Raw genomic sequence first — 24,581 nt, forward strand, 5'->3', positions numbered from 1 at the left:
ACCCGTGGTACCCGAGGTATAGATCAAATACGCAACATCCCCCGGCCCCGGCCCCACCGACAACGCCGCAGCGGGCTCGGTCGCGAGCGTGGCGTCGGCGACGTCGACGACGGCGCACTTGTGCCCGGCCACGCGGTCGGCAAGGTCGGCGGTGGTGACCGCCACCACCGGAGCGGCATCGGAAAGGATGAACTCGACACGCTCATCCGGCACCGACGGATCGATGGGCACATACGCCGCACCGGTTTTGAGCACCGCGAAAACCGCCACAACGGCCTCGACCGACCGCGGGAGTAGCAACGCCACCCGCTGTCCGGCACCTGCGCCTTGGTCGATGAGCCTGTGCGCCAGTCGGTTGGCGGCCTCGTCGAGGTCCCGGTAAGTCATGTGGGTTCTGTCGAAGCTGACGGCCACTGCCCCGGGACAGCGGGCCGCTTGCGCTGCGAACAGAGCCGAAATCGATGACGGCGCAGATTCGGACCGGGTCAGCGTTGCCCGGTTGCCCAGCGCATCGAGGCGTGCGTGTTCATCGGATTCGAGCACATCGATTGTCGACAGCCGCCGGTCGGCGTCGGCGGTCATCGCCTCGAGCATCCGCTGTAACCGATCGACCAGGGCGGTGATGCTGTCCGCGTCGAAAACGTCGGTGCGGAACTCCGCTGTCCCCGAAATCCCGGTGGCCTCTCCGGTTTTCGTCCAAACCTCGGCGAGCGAGAACGACAGGTCCATGCGGGCCGTGCGGGTGCCCAGGGGTAACTGAGCGACCTCGATGTCCCCCAGCATCGAACCGTCGCCTGGTCCGCCGGTCTGACCCGGAACGTTCTGCCAGGCGAACATCACCTGCACCAGCGGGTGATGGGCCACCGATCGGGTCGGGTTGAGCCGCTCGACCAGCACTTCGAACGGCACATCCTGGTGCTCGAAGGCGCTCAAACTGCGTGCCCGGACTTGAGCCAGCACCTCGGCGACACTGGGGTCACCGTCCAGCTCGACCCGCAGCACCAAGGTGTTGACGAAGAATCCGACCAGGGCGTCGAGTGCTGGATCGCGGCGCCCGGCGATCGGGAAACCCACCGCCACGTCGGACGTCGCACTCAACTTGGCCAATACCATGGCCAGGGCGGCCTGCACCACCATGAAGCTTGTCGCGTTGTGCTCACGGGCCAGACGCGCAACTTGGCGCTGAAGATCGGCCGACCATTGCACATCCACCCGGTCACCGCTTTGGTCAGCGACCAACGGATACGGACGGTCCGTCGGGAGTGTCACGCGTTCGGGCATCCCGGCCAGAGCGCTCTCCCAGAAATCCAGTTGCTGGGAGATGCGGCTGCCGGGGTCGTCGAGATCACCGAGTTGCGTGCGTTGCCACAGCGTGTAATCGGCATATTGCACGGCCAACGGCTCCCAACCGGGGCGTCGTCCGGCACACCGCCCGGCGTACGCAATACCCAGGTCGGCCACCAGCGGGGTGATCGACCAACCGTCGGCGGCAATGTGATGCACCACGGCGACCAATACATGCTCACCGTCGGAGACCCGGAAAAGCCTTGCGCGTAGCGGTATCTCCGTGGACAGATCGAAACTGTGCCGGGCAGTCTCTTCGACCGCCGCAGCCAAGCGGCTTGCCGACCAACCGCAGGCGTCGACGACGTCCCAGCCGAACTCGACGTGTTCGGCTGAGACCACCCGCTGCTGCGGTAGTCCGTCGACTGCCGGATACACGGTACGCAGGCTCTCGTGGCGTTCCAGCACATCGCCGAAGGCTGCGCCCAGCGCCGCGACATCGAGGTCCCCGGTCAGACGTAACCCCACCGCCAAGTTGTACATCGGTGAGGGCCCGTGCAATTGGTCGAGGAACCACAATCGGCTCTGCGCGTAGGACAGCGGCATCACCGCGGGACGGGATCCGGCGACCAGTGGTGGCAGTCGATGTTGCCCATCGCCGATACGCAGCATCAGCTGGGCCACGGTGGGCGCATCGAAGACCACACGCTCTTCGAGACCGGCATCGAGTGTCCGGTTGAGCGCGGCGACCAGACGCATCGCCAGCAGCGAATCGCCGCCGAGATCGAAGAAAGAGTCGTCGATTCCGACGCGGTCCACGCCGAGGATCTGTGCGTAGATTCCCGCGACGATTTCCTCGGTGGGCGTGGTCGGTGCGCGGTAGTCGGTGGACTGGTATTCCGGTGCGGGCAAGGCCTTTTTGTCGAGTTTGCCGTTGACCGTCAACGGCAAACTGTCCAAGGACATCACCGCGGCAGGCACCATGTACGGCGGCAACCGGTCGGCCAGCGCAGCACGCGATGCCACGGGGTCGGCGCCCCCGGTGACGTAGCCGACCAGCCGCTTGTCGCCGGGACGATCCTCCCGCACGATGACCTCGGCCTGCTCGACGCCGTCAAGGGCCGTCAGTGCCGCCCGGATTTCGCCGAGCTCTATGCGGTAGCCGCGGATCTTGACCTGTTCGTCGGCGCGGCCTCGATACTCCAGTTGGCCGTCGGTGCCCCAGCACACCAGATCCCCGGTGCGATACATGCGGGTGCCGGTGGTCGCGAACGGACAGGCCACGAACCGCGTGGAGTTCAGCCCGGCCCGTCCCGCGTAGCCATATCCCAAACCCGCACCGGCGACATACAATTCGCCGACAACGCCCGCCGGGACGGGACGTAACCAGCCGTCGAGGACAAAGAAGGCCAGGTCGCACAGCGGTACACCGATCGGGCTGACCGTGTCGTCGAGATCCACCGCGGTGATCTCGCGGAATGAGGCGTGCACGGTGGTCTCGGTGATGCCGTACATGTTGATCAACCGGGGCGATCCGGCATGTCGCTCCCACCACCGCCTCAGCCGCGAGGGTTCCAGCGCCTCCCCGCCGAAGATCACCGCCTCCAGGTTGAGTTGCCCGGCGGATTCCGGCCGTACCGTATCGACGGCTTGCAGCGCATAGAACGCCGACGGCGTCTGGCTCAGCATCGTGACGCGCTGCTCGGCGAGCAAGGCGTGGAACTCCTCCGGGGAGCGGGTCACCGATTCGGGAACCACGACCAAGCGGTCGCCGTGCAGCAGCGCACCGAAGATCTCCCACACCGAAAAGTCGAACGCCAGTGAATGGCAGTGAGTCCACACCTGCTCCCCCGACAAGGGCAGGCGGGTATCGATCGCATTCAGCAAGCGCGTCACATTGCGATGTGGGATTGCCACCCCCTTGGGCACACCGGTGGTGCCGGAGGTGTAGATCAGATAGGCGACGTCATCGGGTTGTGGCCCCGCCGGCACCGCGGTACCGGCGGGAGATCCCGGCGCCGACGCCTGGTTCGCACCGACATCGATCACTGGCACGCCGCGACCGTCGAGGCGGCCGGCCAGGTCTGCGGTCGTCACCGCCACCACCGGGCGGGCGTCGGTGAGAACGAACTCCAGCCGCGCATCGGGCACCGCAGGATCGATCGGCACATATGCCGCACCGGTTTTCAGCACGCCGAGGATCGCCACGATCGCCTCGGCCGAGCGTGAGAACAGCACCGCCACCCGTTGGCCCGGACGTACTGCATGCTCGATGAGCCGATACGCCAACCGATCTGACGCCGCGTCGAGCTCGGCGTAGGTCATTGACCTGCCGACACAGCTGAGGGCCACCGCTGCGGGATCACGGGACACCTGGGCCGCGAACAATGCCGGAATCGAGGCGGCGGTGACCGGCTGGGTCAGTGCGTCACGGTTACCCCAGTGCTCCAGTTCGTCGAGTTCGTCGTCGTCGTCGAGATCCATCGACGACAATCGCCGGTTGGCGTCGGCGCTCACGAGTGCTGGTCCTTCCCGGTCATCGCCTCGAGCACCCGCTGGAACCGCCCGACGATCTTGTTCACCCGCCGTGCGGTGAACACGGTGGTGTCGAACTCGACCCGTAGAACGAGTTCGCTGCCGGGCATCGCCTGCAGGGTCAGCGGGTAATGGTTGTATTCGCGGCCGGTCACCGCGGTGATGGCCAGCCCGTCGGCCATCGATGACACTGCGGTCTCCACGGGGTAGTTCTGGTAGACGAACAGGGTGTCGAACAACTGCTCGTGGCCGACAACCCGGTGAATCTCGCTGAGGGCCAGGTGCTGGTGATCGAGTGTGTCACTGTGCCGGCGTTGCAGGGTCTCTAGCAGATCGGCGATGGTGGTCTCCGGGGTGATGGTGGCGCGGACGGGCACGGTGTTGATCAGCAGGCCGATCATCGATTCGGCACCCGTCACGTCGGCTGAACGGCCCGACACCGCAACGCCGAAGGTGACATCGTGCTGTCCGGTCAGCCACATGAGCACTTGCGCCCAGGCCGCCTGCAGCACCGTGTTGACCGTGGTGTGTTGCGACCGGGCCAGCTCGTGCACGGCCGTGGTGGTCTCGGCGGGTAGGTGGAACGTCTCGGTGGCACGGGCTCCTGGCCTGGCCCCGGTGTTGGGAGCGACCAGAGTCGGTGTGGTGAACCCGGCCAGCGCGTCACGCCAGGCGGTGCGGGCGGCATCGGCGTCCCGGCTCGCCAGCCACGTCACGAACCGGCGATACGTCCCAGCGGCCGGCAGGTGCTGTCCGTGATAACCGGCGAAGATCTCCTGCAACAGGATCGGCAGCGACCAACCGTCGAGGACGATGTGGTGGTACGTCATGACGAACCGGTGCTCGTCGGCACCCGACCGGATCAGCGCGGCGCGGAACGCCGGCTGGTCGATCAGGTCGCATACCGCGGAACGCTCGGCGGCACACAGCCGTTGGAATTGCTCATCGGTGGCTATGTCGAGGTACTGCCAGGGCACGCGCGGCTCGACCGGAATGATCTGTACCGGTTCGCCGAACCGTTTGTCGAAGCGGGCGGCCAGGTTGGGGTGGCGGTGCACCACGTTGTGTACCGCCTCGCACAGCCGGTTGGCATCCAGTGGTCCGGTGATGGTGACATCGAGCTGCATGGCGTAGACGTTGTCGTCGTTTCCACGAGTTCTGTTGGCCTGGAACAGGAGCCCGCTTTGCAAGGGCGTCAGCGGGAGTATGTCGGCGATGCGGTGATCCTGGGTCAGCTCGTCGATCTGGTGCTGGGCGAGCACGGTGGGGACGATGTCCGACGGGGTCAGACCACCGCCTCCGTTGCGCACGTGCGCGCAGATGCCGGTCAGAGCATCGAACCACAGCTGCGACAGGCGGCGCACCTGGCTCTCGTCCAGCGCCGAGGGAGCCCACGTCCACGACGCGTAAAGGCTTGGGCCGTCGTGGGTTTCTACGGTGCTCGCGTTGAGTTCGACGGTGTGCCCCAGCGGCATGGGGATGGCTGCGGCGGTCGCGGCGACAGCGGCTCCATCACGATCGACCTGCCACAGGCCGGCGAAGGCCTCGGACTCACCCGCCGCCCCGGCCGCGCCCATCCGGCCGAGGTAGTTGAACCCGATCGTGGGTTCTGCCCCGCAGAGTTCGACGTCGGGGTTGAGGTAGCGCAACAACCCGTAGGTCATTCCGTCGGGAAGGCCGCAAAGTTGTTCCTTGACCGCCTTGATCACGCCGCCGAGCGCCGATTCGCCGGCCACGACCGCAGGCCAGCTCAACCCGTTGAGATGCCGCCCGACATCCAAAGCGACCGGGTACTTCGCGGTGAACCAACCCACGGTTCGCGACAGATCGATGTTTCGCGCGTCAAGCCCATCCAGGTCCTCACTACGGCCGTGGCCTTCCACCTCGACGACGACGGGCAGAGTGATCTGCAGGAACTGTGTCAACGCCAACCCATAGGCGATCAGCAGAATGTCCTGCACCCCAGCGTGGAACGCCGCCGGAGCCTCACCGAGCAGAATGCGGGTGGTCTCGGCATCGAGCGCTACGGAGAGGTGGCCCGCGGTGGCGTACGTGTCGGCCTCTGGCCGCACCGCCGGCAGTGCGGTCGGAGCCGCCAGCACCCGTCGCCAATGGTCGGCCTGCTCCGCCACGGCGGCGGACCGTGCGTATTGATCGAGTAGGTTCGACCACTGTACGAAAGACGTTCCGGTCGTGGGCAATACCGTCGGCTGCCCCTGACAGAGCTGAGCCCAGGCGATGTTGAGGTCTTCCAGCAGAATCCGCCACGACACCGCATCGACGGCGAGGTGATGGACGATCAACACCAACTGGCCGGTGGATGCGACCCACAGCGCGCTGACCATCTGCCCGGCAGCCGGGTTCAGCCGGGACCGGGCCGCCGCCAGGGCCTGCTCGGATATCATGTCCACCGACTCCAGACAGGCTCGCGCAGAACCCGTTTCGGGGACCAACAGCGACCAGTGTCCGTCGTCGTCCTCGTCTACCCGCAGCCGCAGCGTCGCATGCCGATCGAGCAGCGCGTCCATGACGGTCTGGACGTCGGATTCGGTGACTCCCGGCGGAGCTTGGGCCACCACCGTCTGGTTGAACTGATCGACGGGGCCGCCGGCGCGGTGAACATCTTCCAGCCAGCGCATGATCGGCGTCACCCGCACCGGACCGACACCCTCGTCGGCCGGGCCGGTGTCGCCGCCGGTCACTCCGACCACGTGTGCCAGTCGTGCCACGGTCTGCTCGACGAAAATGTCGCGGGGCCTGCACGTCACACCGCAAGCTCTGGCCCGGGCGACCACCTGCATCGACAGAATGCTGTCTCCGCCCAGGTCGAAGAAGGAGTCGTCGACTCCGACCCGCTCGAGCCCGAGCACCTCGGCGTAGATGCCGGCCAGGATGCTCTCGACGGCGCTGCCCGGTGCACGATACCGATCGGCGTCCTGGTACTCCGGGGCCGGCAAGGCGCGGGTGTCGAGTTTGCCGTTCACGGTCAACGGCAACGCATTCAGGACCAGAATCGCGGACGGCACCATGTAGGGCGGAAGTCGCTCGGCCAAGACGTTTCGTGTCCCGGCCAGATCCACCGACCCGCCCGTCACTTCGGTGACATAGCCGACCAGACGCTTGATTCCCGGTTGATCCTCACGAGCGATCACCACAGCTTGTGCGACTCCGGACACCCCACTCAACGCGGTCTGGACCTCCCCGAGTTCGATGCGGTAGCCACGGATCTTGATCTGGTCGTCAGCGCGACCGAGATACTGCAGTTGGCCGTCGGCGCGCCAGCTCACGAGATCACCGGTGCGGTACATCCGGGCTGCCGGACGTCCCGGCTCGCCGAACGGACAGGCCACGAACCGTGCTGCGGTCAACCCCGACCGGCCCAGGTATCCACACGCCACGCCGTCACCGGCCACGTACAGTTCGCCCACCACTCCAGGGGGCACCGGACGCAACCATTCGTCCAAGACGAACAGCGATGCGGTGGGTACCGGGGCACCGATCGGCGCCGCCCCGGTGCCGGGCAGCAGAGGTGCACTCATCGAGGCATAGACCGTGATCTCGGTGGGGCCGTAGGCGTTGATCACCACCCGTCCCGGTGCCCACCGATCGACCACCTCGCCCGGACAGGCCTCGCCGCCGAGCAGCAGGGCCACCGACTCCAGGCCGTGCGGGGACAGTGCCCCGGCGGCCGAGGGCGTCTGGGTCAAGACGTTGACCCGCTCGGCGACCAGAAGCGCGTGGAAATCGTCCGGTGAACTCACCACCGACTCGGGCACCACCACCAGGCGGGCACCGCCCAGCAGCGCAGCCCAGATCTCCCACACCGAGAAATCGAAGGCGTACGAATGGCATTGGGTCCAGACTTGCTGTTCGGGCAGAGTCGCGGGCGTGGACCGGGCCAGGTGGGTCAGGTTGTGGTGGGTGACGGCCACACCTTTGGGAACGCCGGTCGTCCCCGAGGTGTAGATGAGGTAGGCGATGTCCCCGGGCGCCGGATTCGGTGGTGCGGTGTCGGGCTGGTCGGCGACTGCTGCCCGGGTGATGTCGACGACCCGGACGGGATGTCCGTCCAACCGGGCGGCCAGGGCGGCGGAGGTGACCGCGACGACTGGCACCGCATCGGCCAGCATGAACTCGATGCGGGCTGCCGGCAGCGCCGGGTCGATGGCCAAGTAGGCAGCTCCGGTCTTCAGCACCGCCAACATCGCGACGATCGCCTCGGCGGAGCGTTCCAGGAACACCGCAACGTTGCGGCCGGGGCCGGCACCCCGCCCGATCAGCAAGTGCGCCAGCCGGTTTGCGGACTCGTCGAGGTCGCGGTAGGTGAGCGAGCGGCCGTCGTCGCTCACCGCGACGGCGTCCGGGTGGCCGGCGACCTGGACGGCGAACAGTTCGGGGACCGACATCGGCGTCGACGATGGCACCGGCCCGGCCAGCGCCGCCCGGTTACCCATTGCGTCGAGGTGCGCGTGTTCGCCGGCGTCGAGGAGGTCGATCGAGGACAGTCGCCGGTCGGTGTCGGCGGTCATCGCCGACACCACGAGCTCGAACCGCTTGATCACCGATTCGACGGTGGCAGTGTCGAACACGTCGGTGCGGAACTCCACTGTGCCGGTGATTCCGGCCGGAGCGCCGGCCGCGGTCCACCGCTCGGCCAAGGAGAAACTCAGGTCCATACGAGCGGTATGAGTGTCCGCCGGCATCTGGCTGATCTCCAGATCGCCGAGCACCGGCGCGGCGCCGGACTGGCCGGGAACGTTCTGCCATCCCAGCGCGACCTGGACGAGAGGGTGATGAGTCAGCGACCGCGTCGGGTTGAGCCGCTCGACCAGCACTTCGAACGGCACGTCCTGATGCTCGTAGGCGGCCAGGCTGCGGGCCCGCACCTGGGCCAGCACCTCGGCGACGGTGGGGTCACCGGCCAGATCCGCCCGAAGCACCAGGGTGTTGACGAAGAAGCCGATCAGCTCGTCGAGCGCCGGGTCGCGGCGGCCGGCGATCGGGAAACCCACGGCCACATCGGAATTGCCGCTGAGTCGGGAAAGCACGGTCAACAGGGCGGCCTGCACCACCATGAAGCTCGTCGCGTTGTGTTCGCGGGCCACCCGCGTGATCTGTTGCTGCAGTTCTGCAGACCAGTCCAGGGCCACGGTGGCACCGCGCTGATCGGCGGCCGGCGGGTATGGCCGGTCGGTGGGCAGCGTGACCCGTTCCGGCATGCCGGCCAGCGCATCCTGCCAATACCTCAACTGTGCCGCGATTCGGCTCTGGCTGTCGTCGAAGTCACCGAACTGCGCGCGTTGCCACAGCGTGTAATCGACGTACTGGACAGCCAGATCGGACCATGCCGGAGCCTGCCCCACGCTTCGGCTGGCGTAGGCAACCCCGAGATCAGCCATCAGCGGGGTGATCGACCAGGCATCGGCGGCGATGTGGTGCACCACCGCCGCCAGCACGTGCTCGTCGGCGGCGATCCGGAATACCTGTGCCCGCAGGGGGATCTCGCTGGACAGATCGAACACATGACGAGCCGCCTCGCCGATCGACTCGTGCAACCGTGCAGCCGGCCACCCGGTGGCATCCACGACGTCCATGCGGAATCGTGTGTCCTCGACGGGTATCACCGATTGTCGGGGAACCCCATCGACGGCGGGGAACACCGTCCGCAGGCTCTCGTGGCGGCCCACCACGTCGGCCAGCGCCTCGCCCAACGCGTCGACGTCCAGGGCACCGCTGATCCGCAGTGCGGTCGCCATGTTGTAAACCGCTGAGGGGCCCTGCAACTGGTCCAGGAACCACAGCCGCGTCTGGGCGAACGACAGTGGAATGACCGCGGGCCGCGGCCCGGCCATCAGCGGATCCAGTCGAGACCCGTCGCCACCGATGCGTGGTGCCAATTGCGCCACGGTCGGCACCTCGAACAGGACCCGCACGGCGAGTTCGGTGTCCAAGGCGGCGGTCACGGCGGCCACCAGACGCATCGCCGAGAGCGAATCCCCGCCCAGATCGAAGAACGAATCGTCGACCCCGACCCGCTCTACACCGAGCACGTCGGCGTAGATGCCGGCCAGAATCTCCTCGGTGAGGTTGCCCGGGGCCCGGTAGCGGTCGATGTCCTGGTATTCGGGTGCCGGCAGGGCGCGAGTGTTCAATTTGCCGTTGGGTGTCAGCGGCAGTGTCGGCAGGGCCATCACCGCGGCCGGGACCATGTAGGCCGGCAATTGCTCAGCCAGTTGCGTGCGCAGTTTGGCCGGGTCGGCGGTTCCCGTCACGTAGCCCACGAGCCGCTGGTCGCCGGGTCGGTCCGCGCGAGCGATCACCGCCGCCTGTTCGACGCCGTCCAACCCGGTCAGGACCGCCTGGATCTCGCCGAGTTCGATGCGGTAGCCCCGGATCTTGACCTGCTCGTCGGCCCGTCCCACGTAACGCAGCTGCCCACCGGCGTCCCAGTAGACCAGGTCCCCGGTGCGGTACATCCGTTGACCGTTTGCACCGCCGCTCCCGAATGGGCAGGCTACAAAGCGGGAACCGGTCAGACCCGCCCGGCCCAGGTATCCGACACCCACGCCGCGGCCGGCCACATACAACTCGCCGACCACGCCGCGGGGCACCTGACGCAGTGACCCGTCCAGGACGAACAGCGCCGCGCCGGACACGGGTGCGCCGATCGACGGTGCACCGTCCCCGGCGGCCAAAGGCGCAGTCCTGGAGGCACATATCGTGGTTTCGGTCGGACCGTAGGCATTGACCATCACCCGCCCTGCGGCCCAGCGGTCTACCAACTCGGCCGGGCATGCCTCACCGGCGACCAGCAACGACACCGCACCCAACCGCTCGGGTGCCAGCAGCGCCACCGCGGAGGGTGTCTGACTCAGAACGTCGACGCGTTCGGCAACGAGCAACGTCTGCAGGTCTTCTGGTGACCGAGCCGTCGACTCGGGCACGATCACCAGCCGCCCGCCGTGCAAGAGTGCGCCCCAGATCTCCTCGACCGAGGCATCGAACGCATAGGAATGCCATTGCGTCCACGTCTTCCCCGCCAAGAACGTGTCGGACGATCCCAACAGCCCGGTCACGTTGTGATGGGTGATTGCCACTGCCTTGGGGACGCCGGTGGTCCCCGAGGTATAGATGATGTAGGCGATGTCGGCCGCGGTCGGCACCGGCGACGAGGGACCCGTCAGTCCATCGGGCGGCGACGTGTCGGCAGCCGCCATCTCGCTGACGTCGATGACCCGCAGCTCATATCCGGCCAGTCGACCGGTCAGGCCGGCGGTGACGACCGCCACGGTGGGACCGGCATCGGCAAGCATGAATTCGATTCGCGCATCCGGCAAAACCGGGTCGATCGGCAGGTATGCCGCGCCGGCCTTGAGCACCGCCAGCATCGAAACGACGGCTTCGGCCGAGCGCTCGGCCAGCAACGCCACATGGTCACCCGGACGCACACCGTGCGCGATCAATCTGGCCGCCAGTCGATCCGCGGCCCCGTCCAGTTCCCCATACGTCATCACGCGGCCGGCGCAACTGATCGCCACGGTCTCCGGTGTGCGGGCCGCCGCTTGGGCGAACAGTGCCGGAATCGATTCCCCGGTCGTGGCCGGGGCGGCCAGCGCTTCCCGGTTACCCCACTCATCCAGTTCGGCGTGTTCCGAAGCGTCGAGCACATCGATCGTCGAGAGCCGTCGGCTCGGGTCCGCGGTCATCACCGCCAACACGCGCTGCCACCGTGCGATCAGCGCCGCGATGCTGTCTGCGTCGAACACGTCGGTGCGGAATTCCACTGCCCCGCTGATGCCGGCGGGTTCACCGGAGGCGGTCCAGCGTTCGCCGAGCGAGCATGTCAGGTCCATGCGAGAGGTCTCGGTGTCCACCGCCACCGGCGTCACCTGCAGATCCCCCAGCGTCAGGCCGCCGGCCGGCCCGGTGTCCTGCCACGGCAGGTTCTGCCAGGCCAGTGCCACCTGCACCAGCGGGTGGTGGGCCAGGCTGCGGGTGGGGTTGAGCCGTTCCACCAGGACTTCGAACGGCACGTCCTGATGCTCGTAGGCGGCCAGGCTGCGCGTGCGCACCTGCGTCAGCAGCTCCGCCACCGTCGGGTCACCGGTCAGGTCGACGCGCAACACCAGATTGTTGACGAAGAAGCCGACGAGTTCCTCGAGCGCGGCATCACTGCGGCCGGCGATCGGGAAGCCAACGGCTACATCAGTACTCGCGCTCAGCCTGGAAAGCACTGTCAGCAGCGCGGCTTGCACCACCATGAAACTGGTCGCACTGTGTGCACCGGCCACGGCGGCCACCTGCTGCTGCAACTGCGCCGGCCACTCCACCGTCACGGTGGCGCCGCGCTGATCTGCCACCGGCGGGTAGGGACGATCGGTGGGCAACGCCAGACGTTCGGGCAGCCCGGCCAGCGTTTCTTCCCAGTAGGCCAGCTGCGCGGCGATCGGGCTGTCACCGTCGGCGATGTCCCCGAGCCGGGTGCGCTGCCACAGCGTGTAATCGACGTACTGAACCGGCAACGGCGCCCATTCCGGCGTGCGACCGGTACGCCGGGCGTCGTACGCGATATTCAGATCACGCACCAGCGGTGCCAGCGACCACCCGTCGGCGGCAATATGGTGCACCACCGCAACGAGCACGTGTTCGGCCTCGCCGACCTGAAAGAGCTTGGCCTGCATGGGTATCTCGGTAGATAGGTCGAAACGGTACTGAACGGTTTCCTCGATCGCCTCGTCCACCGCCGCGGCCGTCCAGCCGGTCGCGTCGACGACCTCCCAGCCGAAATCGACCTCCTCGGCAGAGATCACCACCTGTCTGGGTGTCCCGCCCGGCGAATCGAACCGGGTACGCAGGCTTTCGTGACGGCCGATCACGTCCGCCAGCGCGGTACCCAAGGCGTCTACGTCGAGCCGGCCGTGCAGTCTCAGACCGACGGGCATGTTGTACACCGGTGAGGGTCCGTGCAATTGATCGACGAACCACAGCCGATTCTGGGCGAACGACAGCGGGATCACGTCCGGGCGCGTCCCGGCGACCAATGGTTCGGCGGGCTCGGCATGCTCACCGATACACAGCGCCAGCTCGGCGACGGTGGGCGCCTCGAACACGGTACGCACCGAAAGGTCGGTGCCCAGAACGGCATTGATCGCCGAGACCAGACGCATCGTCGAGACCGAGTCGCCGCCCAGATCGAAGAACGAGTCGTCGGCGCCGACGCGTTCGACGCCGAGCACCCGCGCGTAGATCCCGGCCAATATCTCCTCGTCCGCGCCCACCGGTGCGCGGTACTGACCGACATCCTGGTAATCCGGTGCCGGCAGGGCCCGGGTGTCGAGCTTGCCGTTGACCGTCACCGGTAGTGCCGGCAGGGCCACGACCACGGCGGGAACCATGTAGCCGGGCAACCGGTCGGCAAGCGCCGCACGCGCGGTGACCGGGTCGGCAGTTCCGGTGATGTATCCCACGAGCCGTTTGTCACCCGGCTGGTCTTCGCGGGCGATCACCGCGGCTTGTTCGACACCGGCCACCGCAGTGAGCGCCGACTGGATCTCGCCGAGTTCGATGCGATACCCGCGGATCTTGACCTGTTCGTCGGCACGACCGAGGTAATCCAACTGCTCGTCCGCACGCCAGCGGACGAGATCGCCCGTGCGATACATCCGGGTTCCTGGCTCGCCGAACGGGCAGGCCATGAACCGCGAGGCGGTCAGCCCCGCCCGGCGCCAGTACCCGATGCCGACTCCGGCCCCGGCCAGATACAGCTCGCCGACCACGCCCGCGGGCACCGGACGCAGCCACTCGTCCAACACGAAAAAAGCCGCCCAGGCTGTCGGCGCCCCGATCGGCGGTGCGCCGGAACCGGCTTCCAGCGGAGCGCTGGCGCACAGCCACATCGTGGTCTCGGTCGGCCCGTAGACATTGACCATCACCCGCCCGGGTGCCCAGCGATCCACCAATTCGGGTGGGCACGGCTCCGCCCCGATCACCAGCGTCGTGGCCTCCAGGCCGTCCACCGGCAGCACCCCGGCCGCCGACGGCGTCTGCGTCAGCACTGTCACCTGCTCACGAACCAGCAAGGCGTGGAAGTCTTCCGGGGAACGGGTCGTGGTGTCGGGTACCACCACCAGCCGCCCGCCGTGCAGAAGCGCACCCCAGATCTCCCACACCGAGAAGTCGAAAGCATACGAGTGGAACTGCGTCCACACCTGTCCCGGCGCCAGCGGTACCCCGATCTGGAGCGAGTCGAAGAGTTGGGTCACATTGCGCTGGGTGACCGCCACCCCCTTCGGCTGCCCGGTGGTACCCGAGGTGTAGATGATGTGGGCCATGTCGTCGGGTGCCGGTGGCACCAACGGCGCGCCGCTCTGGGCCGCGAGCGCGGGGTCCGCGACATCGATGATCGTCAGGCCGTGTTGCCCGAACCGCTCAGCCAGGTCGGCGGTTGTGACCGCGGCCAGCGGGGCCGCGTCGGTGAGCATGAACTCGACGCGGGCCTGCGGCAGCGCCGGGTCGATCGGCAGGTAGGCCGCGCCGGCCTTGAGCACCGCCAGGATCGCCACGATCGCCTCGGCCGAACGTCCGAACATCAACGCCACCCGTTCACCGGGACCGGCGCCGTGGCCGACGAGCATGCGCGCCAGGCGGTTTGCGGACTCGTCGAGTTCCCGATACGTCAACGCCGTGTCTCCGCAGACCACCGCCACGGACTCTGGTGCCCGTCGCACCTGGGCGGCGAACTGTTCCGGTACCGACGCCGGTTGCGGTAGACGGGTGAGAACGGCCCGATTGCCCCACTGCGCAAGTTGCGTGCGTTCGGTCTCGTCGAGGAGGTTGACCGCGGACAGTGCGCGGTCCGGATCGGCTGTCATTGCCTGCACCACGGCCTCGACCCGATTGGTGAGGATGTCGATGGCAGCAGCGTCGAAGACGCCGGTGTCGTACTCAAGACGCAGACCCAGTTGGGCACCGGGTATGGCTTGCATGGTGAGCGGATAGTCGGTGGACTCGTGGCTGGTGTACTCGGTGATCTCCAATCCGTCACCGCCGCCTGACAATGCGTCGGTGTCCACCGGATAGTTCTCGAAAACGAACAGGGTGTCGAACAGGCGGTCGTGGCCGGTGATGCGATGCATTTCGCTCAGCGACACATGCTGGTGCTCAAGGGTTTCAGTGTGCTGACGCTGCAGCTTGCCGAGCAGAGCGGTGGTGGTGGTCGCCGCCGTGATGTCGGCGCGTACCGGCACGGTGTTGATCAGCAATCCCACCATCGTTTCAGCGCCCACCACCTCGGCCGGCCGGCCCGACACCACGGTGCCGAACGCGATATCACGTTGGCCGGTCAGCGAGTTCAGCAGCAGCGCCCAGGCCGCCTGCAACACGATGTTGACGGTGGTGCGCTGCGACCGGGCCAATTCGGCGAGCGCCCGAGTCGTTTCCGGCGACACCTGATGCGTCCGTACCCCGCGCGGCCCCGGTACCGGTTTGTGGGACGGACCGACGAGCGTCGGCGTGTCAAAACCGTCGAGCACCTCACGCCAGGCGGCATGGGCGGCCGCGACGTCGCGATCGGACAGCCAGTTGATGAAGCTGCGATACGGCGTGGCGGCCTGCAGCTGATGCCCGTGATAGGCGGCGAAGATCTCCTGCAACAGGATGGGCAGTGACCAGCCGTCGAGCACGATGTGGTGGTTGGTGAGCACGACGCGGTGCTGGTCTGTCGAGGTGCGGATCACCGCCACCCGGAAGGCCGGAGGGTGGGCCAGGTCGCAGACCGCGGCACGTTCCTGCTCGCACACCTGCTGAATCTGCTGCTCGGTTGCCGCCGAGTCGAATTCGACGTACCGCCATCCGGCCGTGGGATCGGCCGGGATGATCTGCACCGGCTCGTCGAACTGTTCGCAGAACCGCGCCGCCAGATGCGGATGGCGGCCGGCCACTGCCTGCACGGCCTCGGCCAGTCGATCTGCGTCGAGCGCACCGCTGACGGTGATGTCCAACTGCACCACATACAGGTCGTCCTCGGGCCCGTGCGCTGTGCTGCTGTGAAAGATCAGACCCTGCTGTAATGCGGTCAGCGGCAAGATGTCCGCGATCCGATGCCGGCGCTGTAGCTCGTCGATCTCGTGCTGGTGGAGCCGAGCGGGCGCGATGTCCGACGGGGTCAATCCGCCGCCGCCGTTTCGCACGTGGGTGCAGATGCCGGTCAGGACATCCAGCCACAGTTGGCTGAGCCGGCTGATCTGAGCCTCGTCGACTGCCGACCGGGCCCAGGTCCAGTTGGCTTGCAGATGCGGTCCGGTATCGGTGTCGAGGATGCCCGTGTCGAGCGCGACGGTATGGGTCAACGACATCGATGTCGCGGCCGCCGCCCTGGTGGCCGACAGACCGTCCGGCGATACCCGCCACCCGCCGTTGCTCTCGGTGGACGCGGCGCCGAGACGCCCCAGATAGTTGAATCCGATTGTCGGCTCGTCAGCTTCGAGGTCGACATCGGCGTTCAGGTAGCGCAGGAGACCATAGGTCAACGGTGACGGCAACGAGCGAAGCTGCTCTTTGGCTGCTTTGACCGCGCTGCCCAACGCCGCATCACCGGTTGCCACCTGGGACCAGGTCAGCCGGTAGGGGTGATCCGCGACGTGCCGGTCCCCGATCTCCAATGCCACCGGGTACTTGGTGGTGAACCACCCGAGGGTTCGGGACAGGTCGATGTCAGCGGCGAGTTCCTCGTGCCGCCCGTGGCCCTCGACGTCGATGCCGATCCGGGTACCGGGGATGCCCAGCACCCCGCCGAATTCGGCCACCGCAAGTGCGAACCCGATCAGCAAGATGTCTTGTGTCCCGGCGCGGAACGCCGCAGGCACCTCGTCGAGGAGCATGCGGGTGGTCGCTGCGTCCAATGAGATCGACAGCTGCCCGGCGTTCTCATAGGTGTCCTCGTGCGGTCGGATCGGCGGCAACAACCTCCTGGCGTTGAGCGCCTTTCGCCACGCCTCGGTGTGGGCGATGACTTCCGGGCGATCGGCGTGAGTGTCGAGACGTTCGGCCCATCGAGCGAACGACGTCCCAGTCGGTGGCAGCACCACCGGCCGGCCGGCGCGATGCTGCGTCCAGGCGATGTTGAGGTCGTCCAACACAATTCGCCATGACACCCCGTCGATGGCCAGGTGATGGCCGATCAACACCAGCTGGCTCGTGGAGTTCACCCACAGCGCACTCAGCATCATCCCGGCCGCCGGGTTCAGCCGCATGCGCGCCGCCACGAGCGCATCGTCCGTCAGGGTGTCAACCGATTCCAGACACGTCCTCGCATCGACGGCGCCCGGCGCGGCTGCGGTCAACACCCAGCCGTCGATGTCGTCTGTCGCCCGCAGTCGCAGCATGGCATGCCGATCGAGCAAGGCCTGCAGCATGATTACGGCGTCTGCTTCGTCGGCCCCAACCGGCGCCTGCACCAGAAGTGTCTGATTGAACTCGTCGACAGGGCCACCGGTGCGTTGCACGTCATGCAACCAGCGGATGATCGGGGTGGCCAGGACCGGCCCGACGCCGTCATCGACCGGGCCGGAGTCGCTTCCGGCCACCGCGACCACGCGAGCCAACCGGGCCGCCGTCTGCTCGACGAAAATGTCTCGTGGCCGACACACCAGGCCGGCGGCCCGGGCCCGAGACACCACCTGCATGGACAGGATGCTGTCGCCGCCCAGATCGAAGAATGAATCGTCGGCGCTTACTTGTTCTATCCCCAGGACCTGAGCGTAAATGCCGGTGAGAAGCTCTTCGACGGCGTCCGCGGGCGCACGGTAGCCGCCCTGCGCAGAGCCGTAATCCGGTGCCGGGAGCGCTCGGACATCCAGCTTTCCGTTGACCGTCAACGGGAGTGCGTCGAGCCGCACCACCGCAGCCGGCACCAGGTAGGCCGGCAGTTGCTCGGCCAATTGACTGCGCACGCTTGACGAATCGGCTGTGCCAGTCACATAGCCGACGAGTCGCTTGTCGCCGGGACGGTCCTCGCGGGCGATCACCGCCGCGTGGTCCACGCCGTCGAGCGCGGTGAGAACCGACTGGATCTCGCCGAGTTCGATGCGGTACCCACGGATCTTGACCTGCTCATCGGCACGGCCCAGATAGGTCAGCTGACCGTCCGGTCGCCAGGACACCAGGTCGCCGGTGCGGTACATGCGCGCCGCCGACTCCCCCACGCCGAACGGACAGGCCACAAAGCGGGTGGCGGTCAACGCGGTCCGGCCCAGATAGCCGTACCCCACACCCGATCCCGCCACATACAGCTCACCGACGACACCGACCGGCACGGGACGCAACCACTCGTCGAGGACGAAGAGCGCGGCGCCGGACACCGGTGAGCCGATCGGTACGCCGAGACCGGGTGTGAGCGGCGCGCTGATCGCGACGCACATCGTGGTCTCCGTGGGTCCGTAGGCGTTGATCATCACCCGCCCCGGTGCCCAGTGGTCCACCACCTCCGGCGGGCAGGCTTCGCCGACCACCACCAGAGTCGCCGACTCGAGCCCCTCGCGCGGCAATGCCGCCACTGCCGAAGGAGTTTGGGTCAACACGTCGACGTGTTCGCGAACCAGGAGAGCGTGAAAGTCCACGGGTGAGACCGCGGTGTCTTCGGGCACCACCACAACCCGACCGCCTCGGAGCAGGGCGCCGAAAATTTCCCATACCGAGACGTCGAACGCGAGTGAATGGCACAGGGGCCACACGCCGGGCCGTGGTAGCCCGGCGTCGAGCGTAGCCAACAGCTGGGTGACGTTGTGGTGGGTGGCGGCAACGCCTTTGGGAGTTCCCGTCGTGCCCGACGTATAGATCAGATACGCGACATCGTCAACGCTCGGGGACGGCAGCGTGCCGGGTTCGCTGTCGGCCGCAAGGGTTTGGTGGTCATCGGCCACATCGATGACCACCAGACCACGCTCCTGCAGGCGATCCACGAGATCTGTGGTGGTGACCGCGACGATCGGCCGCGCGTCACCGAGCACGAACTCCAACCGGGTCTCGGGCACCGCCGGATCAATCGGGAGGTACGCGGCACCGGTCTTCAGCACGGCCAGGATCGCGACGATCGCCTCGGCAGAGCGATTGAACAACACCGCGACGCACTGACCTGGAGCAGCTCCGTTCCTGATCAGCAACTGCGCCAACCGGTTCGCTGCCTCGTCGAGTTCCCGATAGGTCCAGGAGCGTTCGCCGCAGGTGAGGGCGACCGCTTCGGGGTTCCGCGTCGCATGGTCGGCGAACAGAGCGCTCACGGTCACCGGTCGCGGTGCCGGGGAGTTCAACGCCGCATGGTTGCCGATCGCCGCGAGGTGGGCGTGCTCCTCGTCATCGAGTAGGTCCACCGACGAGAGCCGCAGAGTCGGATCGGTGGTCATGATGGTGAGGATGCGGCGCAACCGCGCCATCAGCGTTGCCACGCTGTTCGGGTCGAACACATCGGTGCGGAACTCCACAGTCCCGCCGATCCCCGCCGGCTCACCCGAGGCGGTTCGACGCTCTCCCAGCGATAGATTCACATCCATTCGTGCCGTGTGCGTTTCGACGGGTACCGGAACTGCCTGTAGATCGCCGAACGTCATTTCGGTGGTTGAATCGATGACCTGCTGTCCGACACCGTTCTGCCACGCCAGCGCCACCTGCACCAGAGGGTGATGCGACAGCGATCGGGCCGGGTTCAGTTGGTCGACGAGCACCTCGAACGGCACGTCCTGATGCTCGTAGGCAGCCAGGCTGCGAGTCCGCACCCGGTCGATCACCTCGGCGATCGTGGGATCGCCGGCCAGGTCAACCCGCAACACCAAGGTGTTGACGAAGAAGCCCACCAGATCATCCAGGACGGGGTCGGTGCGGCCGGCGATCGGGAACCCCACTGCCACATCAGAACTCCCGCTCAGCCTGGAAAGCACGACGAGCAGGGCCGCTTGCACCACCATGAAACTGGTCGCGTCGCGTTCGCAGGCGAGGCGGTGAATCTGCCGGTGCAACTCGACCGGCCACTGGACTGCCATGGTGGCACCGCGGAGGTCGGCGACCATCGGGTACGGCCGATCGGTCGGCAGTGCCAGGCGTTCGGGCATGCCGGCCAACGTCTCCCGCCAGTATTCGACCTGCGTGGCGATGGGGCTTTCGCCGTCCTGAAGGTCGCCGAACTGTGCACGCTGCCACAGTGTGTAGTCGACGTACTGCACGGACAGGTCGGCCCAGGCCGGCTGCTGTCCGGCGCTGCGGGCGGCATAGGCCATTCCCAGGTCGGTCGCCAACGGGGTGACCGACCAACCGTCGGCGGCGATGTGATGCACCACGGTCGTGAGCACATGCTCGGTGTCGGTGATACGGAAAACCGTGGCCCGCAGCGGAAGTTCAGCACTCAGATCAAACGTGTATGCGGCCGCGTCGCTGATCGCAGCGTGGAGCTCGTCAGCCGTCCACCCGGTGGCATCGGTCACGTTCCAGGCGATTTCGACACTGCCCGGCGCCATCACCAACTGACGAGGTACGCCATCGTGCTCGACGAACAATGTTCGCAGGGTCTCATGTCGGGCCACCACATCGGCCAACGCGTCACCCAACGCGTCGACATCGAGCGAACCGTAAAGCCGGAATGCCGCCGCCATGTTGTAAACCGCCGAGGCACCGAGTAACTGGTCCAGGTACCACAGTCGGGACTGCGCGAACGACAACGGAATGACCGCAGGCCGCTCCCCGGCAGTCAACGCTGCCACGCCCGGTCCGCGGCGATCGATCTGTGACGCCAGTTGGGACACCGTGGGCGCATCGAACAAACAGCGCACCGTGATCCCGGCGTCCAGGGCATTGTTGACCGTGGCGACCAGACGCATCGCGGTCAGCGAATCGCCGCCCAGCTCGAAGAACGAATCGGCGACGCCGACGCGCTCGTGGCCGAGAACCCGCGCATAGATGTCGGCCACGATCTCCTCGACCGGGTTGCCCGGTGCACGGTAGCGGTCGGTGTCGACGAATCCCGGTGCGGGAAGCGCACGCCGGTCGAGCTTGCCGTTCACCGTCAGCGGCACGCTGTCGATCGCCACGATGGCAGTGGGCACCATATAGCTGGGCAACCGTTCGGCCAGCTGCTCTTTGATGCGGCCCGGATCGGCGGTACCGGTGATGTATCCCACCAGCCGCACGCTCGTTCCGTCGTCGTCGCGAGCGATCACCACGGCTTGGGTCACCCCGTCCAGATCGGCCAAGGCCGTTTGGATTTCCCCCAACTCGATGCGGTACCCGCGGATCTTGACCTGCTCGTCGGCGCGCCCCAGATACTGCAACTGACCGTCGGTGCCCCACCGAACCAGGTCACCGGTGCGATACATCCGCTGCCCAGTGGCACCGAATGGGCACGCCACGAACCGCGATGATGTCAGGCCGGCCCGTCGCCAATAGCCCACGCCCACACCGCGGCCGGCGATGTACAGTTCGCCGACCGTACCCGGGGGCACCGGGCGTAGCCAGGAGTCCAGCACGAACAACGCGACCCCGGACACCGGTGCACCGATCGGCACGGTTGGTGCACCGGTCAGCGGTGCGCTCATCGACGCGTACACCGTGGCTTCGGTCGGACCGTAGGCGTTGATCACCGCCCGGGCCGGCGCCCAGCGCTCGATCAACTCCGGCGGACAGGCTTCACCGGCGACCACCAGCACCATCGAATCCAGACTGTGAGCGGCGATGATGCCTGCCGCCGACGGGGTCTGGCTCAAGACGGTCACCTGTTCGGTGACCAGCAACTGATGGAAGTCGTCGGGCGATGCGGCGACGGGTTCGGGAACCACGACCAGGCGCGCCCCGTGCAGCAGTGCTCCGAAGATCTCCCACACCGAGACGTCGAAGCTGTACGAGTGCCACTGGGTCCACACCTGCCCAGGCTCCGATGACACGTCGCCGCCCAGGGCGCCGAACAACCCGGGCACGTTGCGGTGCGCGATGGCAACGCCTTTCGGCGCACCGGTGGTGCCCGAGGTGTAGATGATGTACGCGATGTCATCGGGTGTCGGGCCCGGCAGTGCGGTGCTGGACTGGTTGACCGCACCGCAATCGTCGATGTCGATGACGGGCAGATCACACCCGGCCAGGAGAGATCGATGTGCAGCCGTGGTGACCGCGAGGATCGGTGCCGCATCGGCCACCATGAATTCGATACGCGCCGGCGGGAGCGCCGGGTCGACGGGTACATACGCGGCGCCGGTCTTCAGTACGGCGAGGATGGCCACCAATGCCTCGCTGGACCGCGAGAAAAGCACCGCCACGACCTCGCCGCGGCCGGCTCCGCGGCCAGACAGTACATGCGCCAACCGGTTGGCCGCGTGGTCGAGCTCCCGGTACGTCATCGAGCGGCCGCCGCAAGTCACCGCCACCGCGTCGGGGGTCCGCCCAACCTGCTCCTCGAACAGCGCCGGAATGGTCTGGGCCGGTGCCGATTCCGTCAATGCTCCGCGATGGCTCCACTCGTCCAGCCGGGCGTGGGCCACCGCATCGAGCGGATCGATCGCCGACAACGGCCGCCACGGATCGGTGGTCATGGCGGACAACACCGTTGTCAGCCGCTCGATCAATGCCGCGACGGCGGACGGGTCGAAGACATCGGTGTCGTATTCGACCCGCAGACCCATGGCGTCGCCCGGCAGGACCTGGACTGCGAGGGGATAGTGGTTGGATTCGTGAAACTTGAATTCGGCCACGGTGAGGCCGTCGGCACTCAACGGGGCGGTGAGGTCGATCGGATAGTTCTCGAACACCAAGAGTGCGTCGAACAGCTTGTCGTGTCCGGTGATCCGGTGGATGTCGGTGAGCGCCAGATGGTGGTGCTCCAGGGTGTCGTTGTGAGCGTGCTGAAGTTGGTTCAGCAGATCGACCGTGGTGGTGGCCGGGGTGAAGACGGCCCGCACCGGCACCGTGTTGATCAGTAGCCCGACCATCGACTCGGCGTCGGCGACCTCGGACGGCCGTCCCGAGACCGTCGTGCCGAAGGCAATGTCGTGGCGGCCGGTGAGCCAGCACAACAGTTGTGCGAATGCCGCCTGCACGACGATGTTGGCGGTGGTGCGCTGGGAACGCGCCAGCTCGCTGAGCGCCCGCGTCAGCACCACGGGTAGACCGAAAGTCTCGATGCCGCGCTGAGCCGGTGCGTCTCGGTCTCCGGAGCCGAGCAAGGCCGGAGTCTCGAAGCCGGCGAAAAGCCGGCACCACGCCGCGCGGGCGGCATCGCGGTCGCGTTCGCCGAGCCAGGTGATGAAGCTGCGGTAGGACGGCGGTGCAGGCAACCGGCGGCCCTGGTAGACCGCGAAGATCTCCTGCAGCAGGATCGGCATCGACCAACCGTCGAGGACGATGTGGTGCGCGGTGAGGATCAGCCGATGCCGATCGGCGGCCAACCGGAGCAGAGCCCCCCGGAAGCCGGGCTCGTCGGCAAGCGCGCACACCGCAGTCCGTTCGGCCGCGCAGATGCGGTCGATCTGCGCCTCGACGCCGACACCGTCGGAGTCGAGTTCGAGATACCACCAGGGAGCCACCGGGTCGCTCGGAATGATCTGCACCGGTTGTTCGAACTGGTCGCTGAACCGTGCCAGCAGGTGCGGATGGCGCCTCACCACCGTGTGGACCGCGTCGCACAACCTGCGCTCGTCGACCTGGCCGCTCAACGTGATGTCCAACTGCATCGCATAGACATCGCCGGCGCCCCGCGCCACGACGTGGAAGAGCAATCCTTGTTGCAGCGGGGTCAGCGGCAGAATGTCGGCGATGCGGTGTTGGCGGTTCAGCTCGTCGATCTGATGTTGACTGAGTGACGCAGGAGCGATGTCCGACGGCGTCAGTCCTCCCCCGCCGCGTTCGACATGCGCGCAGATGCCGACCAGCGCGTCGAACCACAACTGGCTCAACTCGCTGATCTGGACGTGGTCGAGTACTGAACGCGCCCAGGTCCAATCGGCGTTCAGCTGCGGACCGGCGTCGGTGTCGACGGTAACGGCGTTGAGCTCGACGGTGTGCCCGAGCCGGGTGGGCACCGCACCGGCGGTACGCGTCACCGCGGATTCCTCGGGGCAGATCCGCCAGGACGCCTCCGAACTTCTCTCGGCAGTCCCGGCCAGCCGGCCGAGGTAGTTGAATGCGACTGTCGGATCGGCCTCTTCGAGGTTTACGTCGGGGTTGAGGTAGCGCAGGAGGCCGTAGGTGAGGCCGTCGGGTTGGTTGCGTAGTTGTTCTTTGGCGTCTTTGATGATTGTGCCGAGGGCGGGGTCGCCGGCGACGACTTGGGTCCAGCGCAGTTCGCCTGGTGTGAGGGCGACGGGGTATTTGGCGGTGAACCAGCCGATCGTGCGGGACAGGTCGACGTCACCGCCGAGTTCGTCATGACGCCCGTGGCCTTCGACGTCAATGGTGATCGACGTGCTTGCACTACGCGTGAATTCAGCGAGCGCCAGGGCGAACGCGATCAGCAAAATGTCTTGTGTTCCGGCGTGGAACGCTGCGGGCACCTCACCGAGCAGCCCGCGGGTGGTCCTGGTGTCCAACGACACGGAGAACTGTCCGGCTGTCTCGTAGGTGTCCAGCGTGGGGTGTACGGCCGGGAACACTGCAGCGGTCGAGGTTATGCGTCGCCATACGTCGGTGTGGCTGACGACGTCAGGGTGCCCGGCGGTGTGGTCGAGTAGTTCGGCCCAGCGTGTGAATGAGGTTGTGGTGGGTGGTAGTTGGATGGGTTGGTTGCCGTGGTGTTG

General features: G+C 67.0%; 2 protein-coding genes. Both read right to left on the reverse strand.

Annotated features, from left to right (window positions below; genetic code table 11):
• On the reverse strand, positions 1-3,801 hold a 3,801-nt coding region (locus A5699_RS24285), incomplete at its 3' end, for a non-ribosomal peptide synthetase (protein ID WP_231965816.1).
• A partial coding sequence (locus A5699_RS24290) for a non-ribosomal peptide synthetase (protein ID WP_082957858.1) occupies positions 3,798-24,581 on the reverse strand: 20,784 nt, incomplete at its 5' end. The genes A5699_RS24285 and A5699_RS24290, both read right to left, overlap by 4 nt.

This window comes from Mycobacterium sp. E802, assembly GCF_001666875.1.
GTDB lineage: Bacteria > Actinomycetota > Actinomycetes > Mycobacteriales > Mycobacteriaceae > Mycobacterium.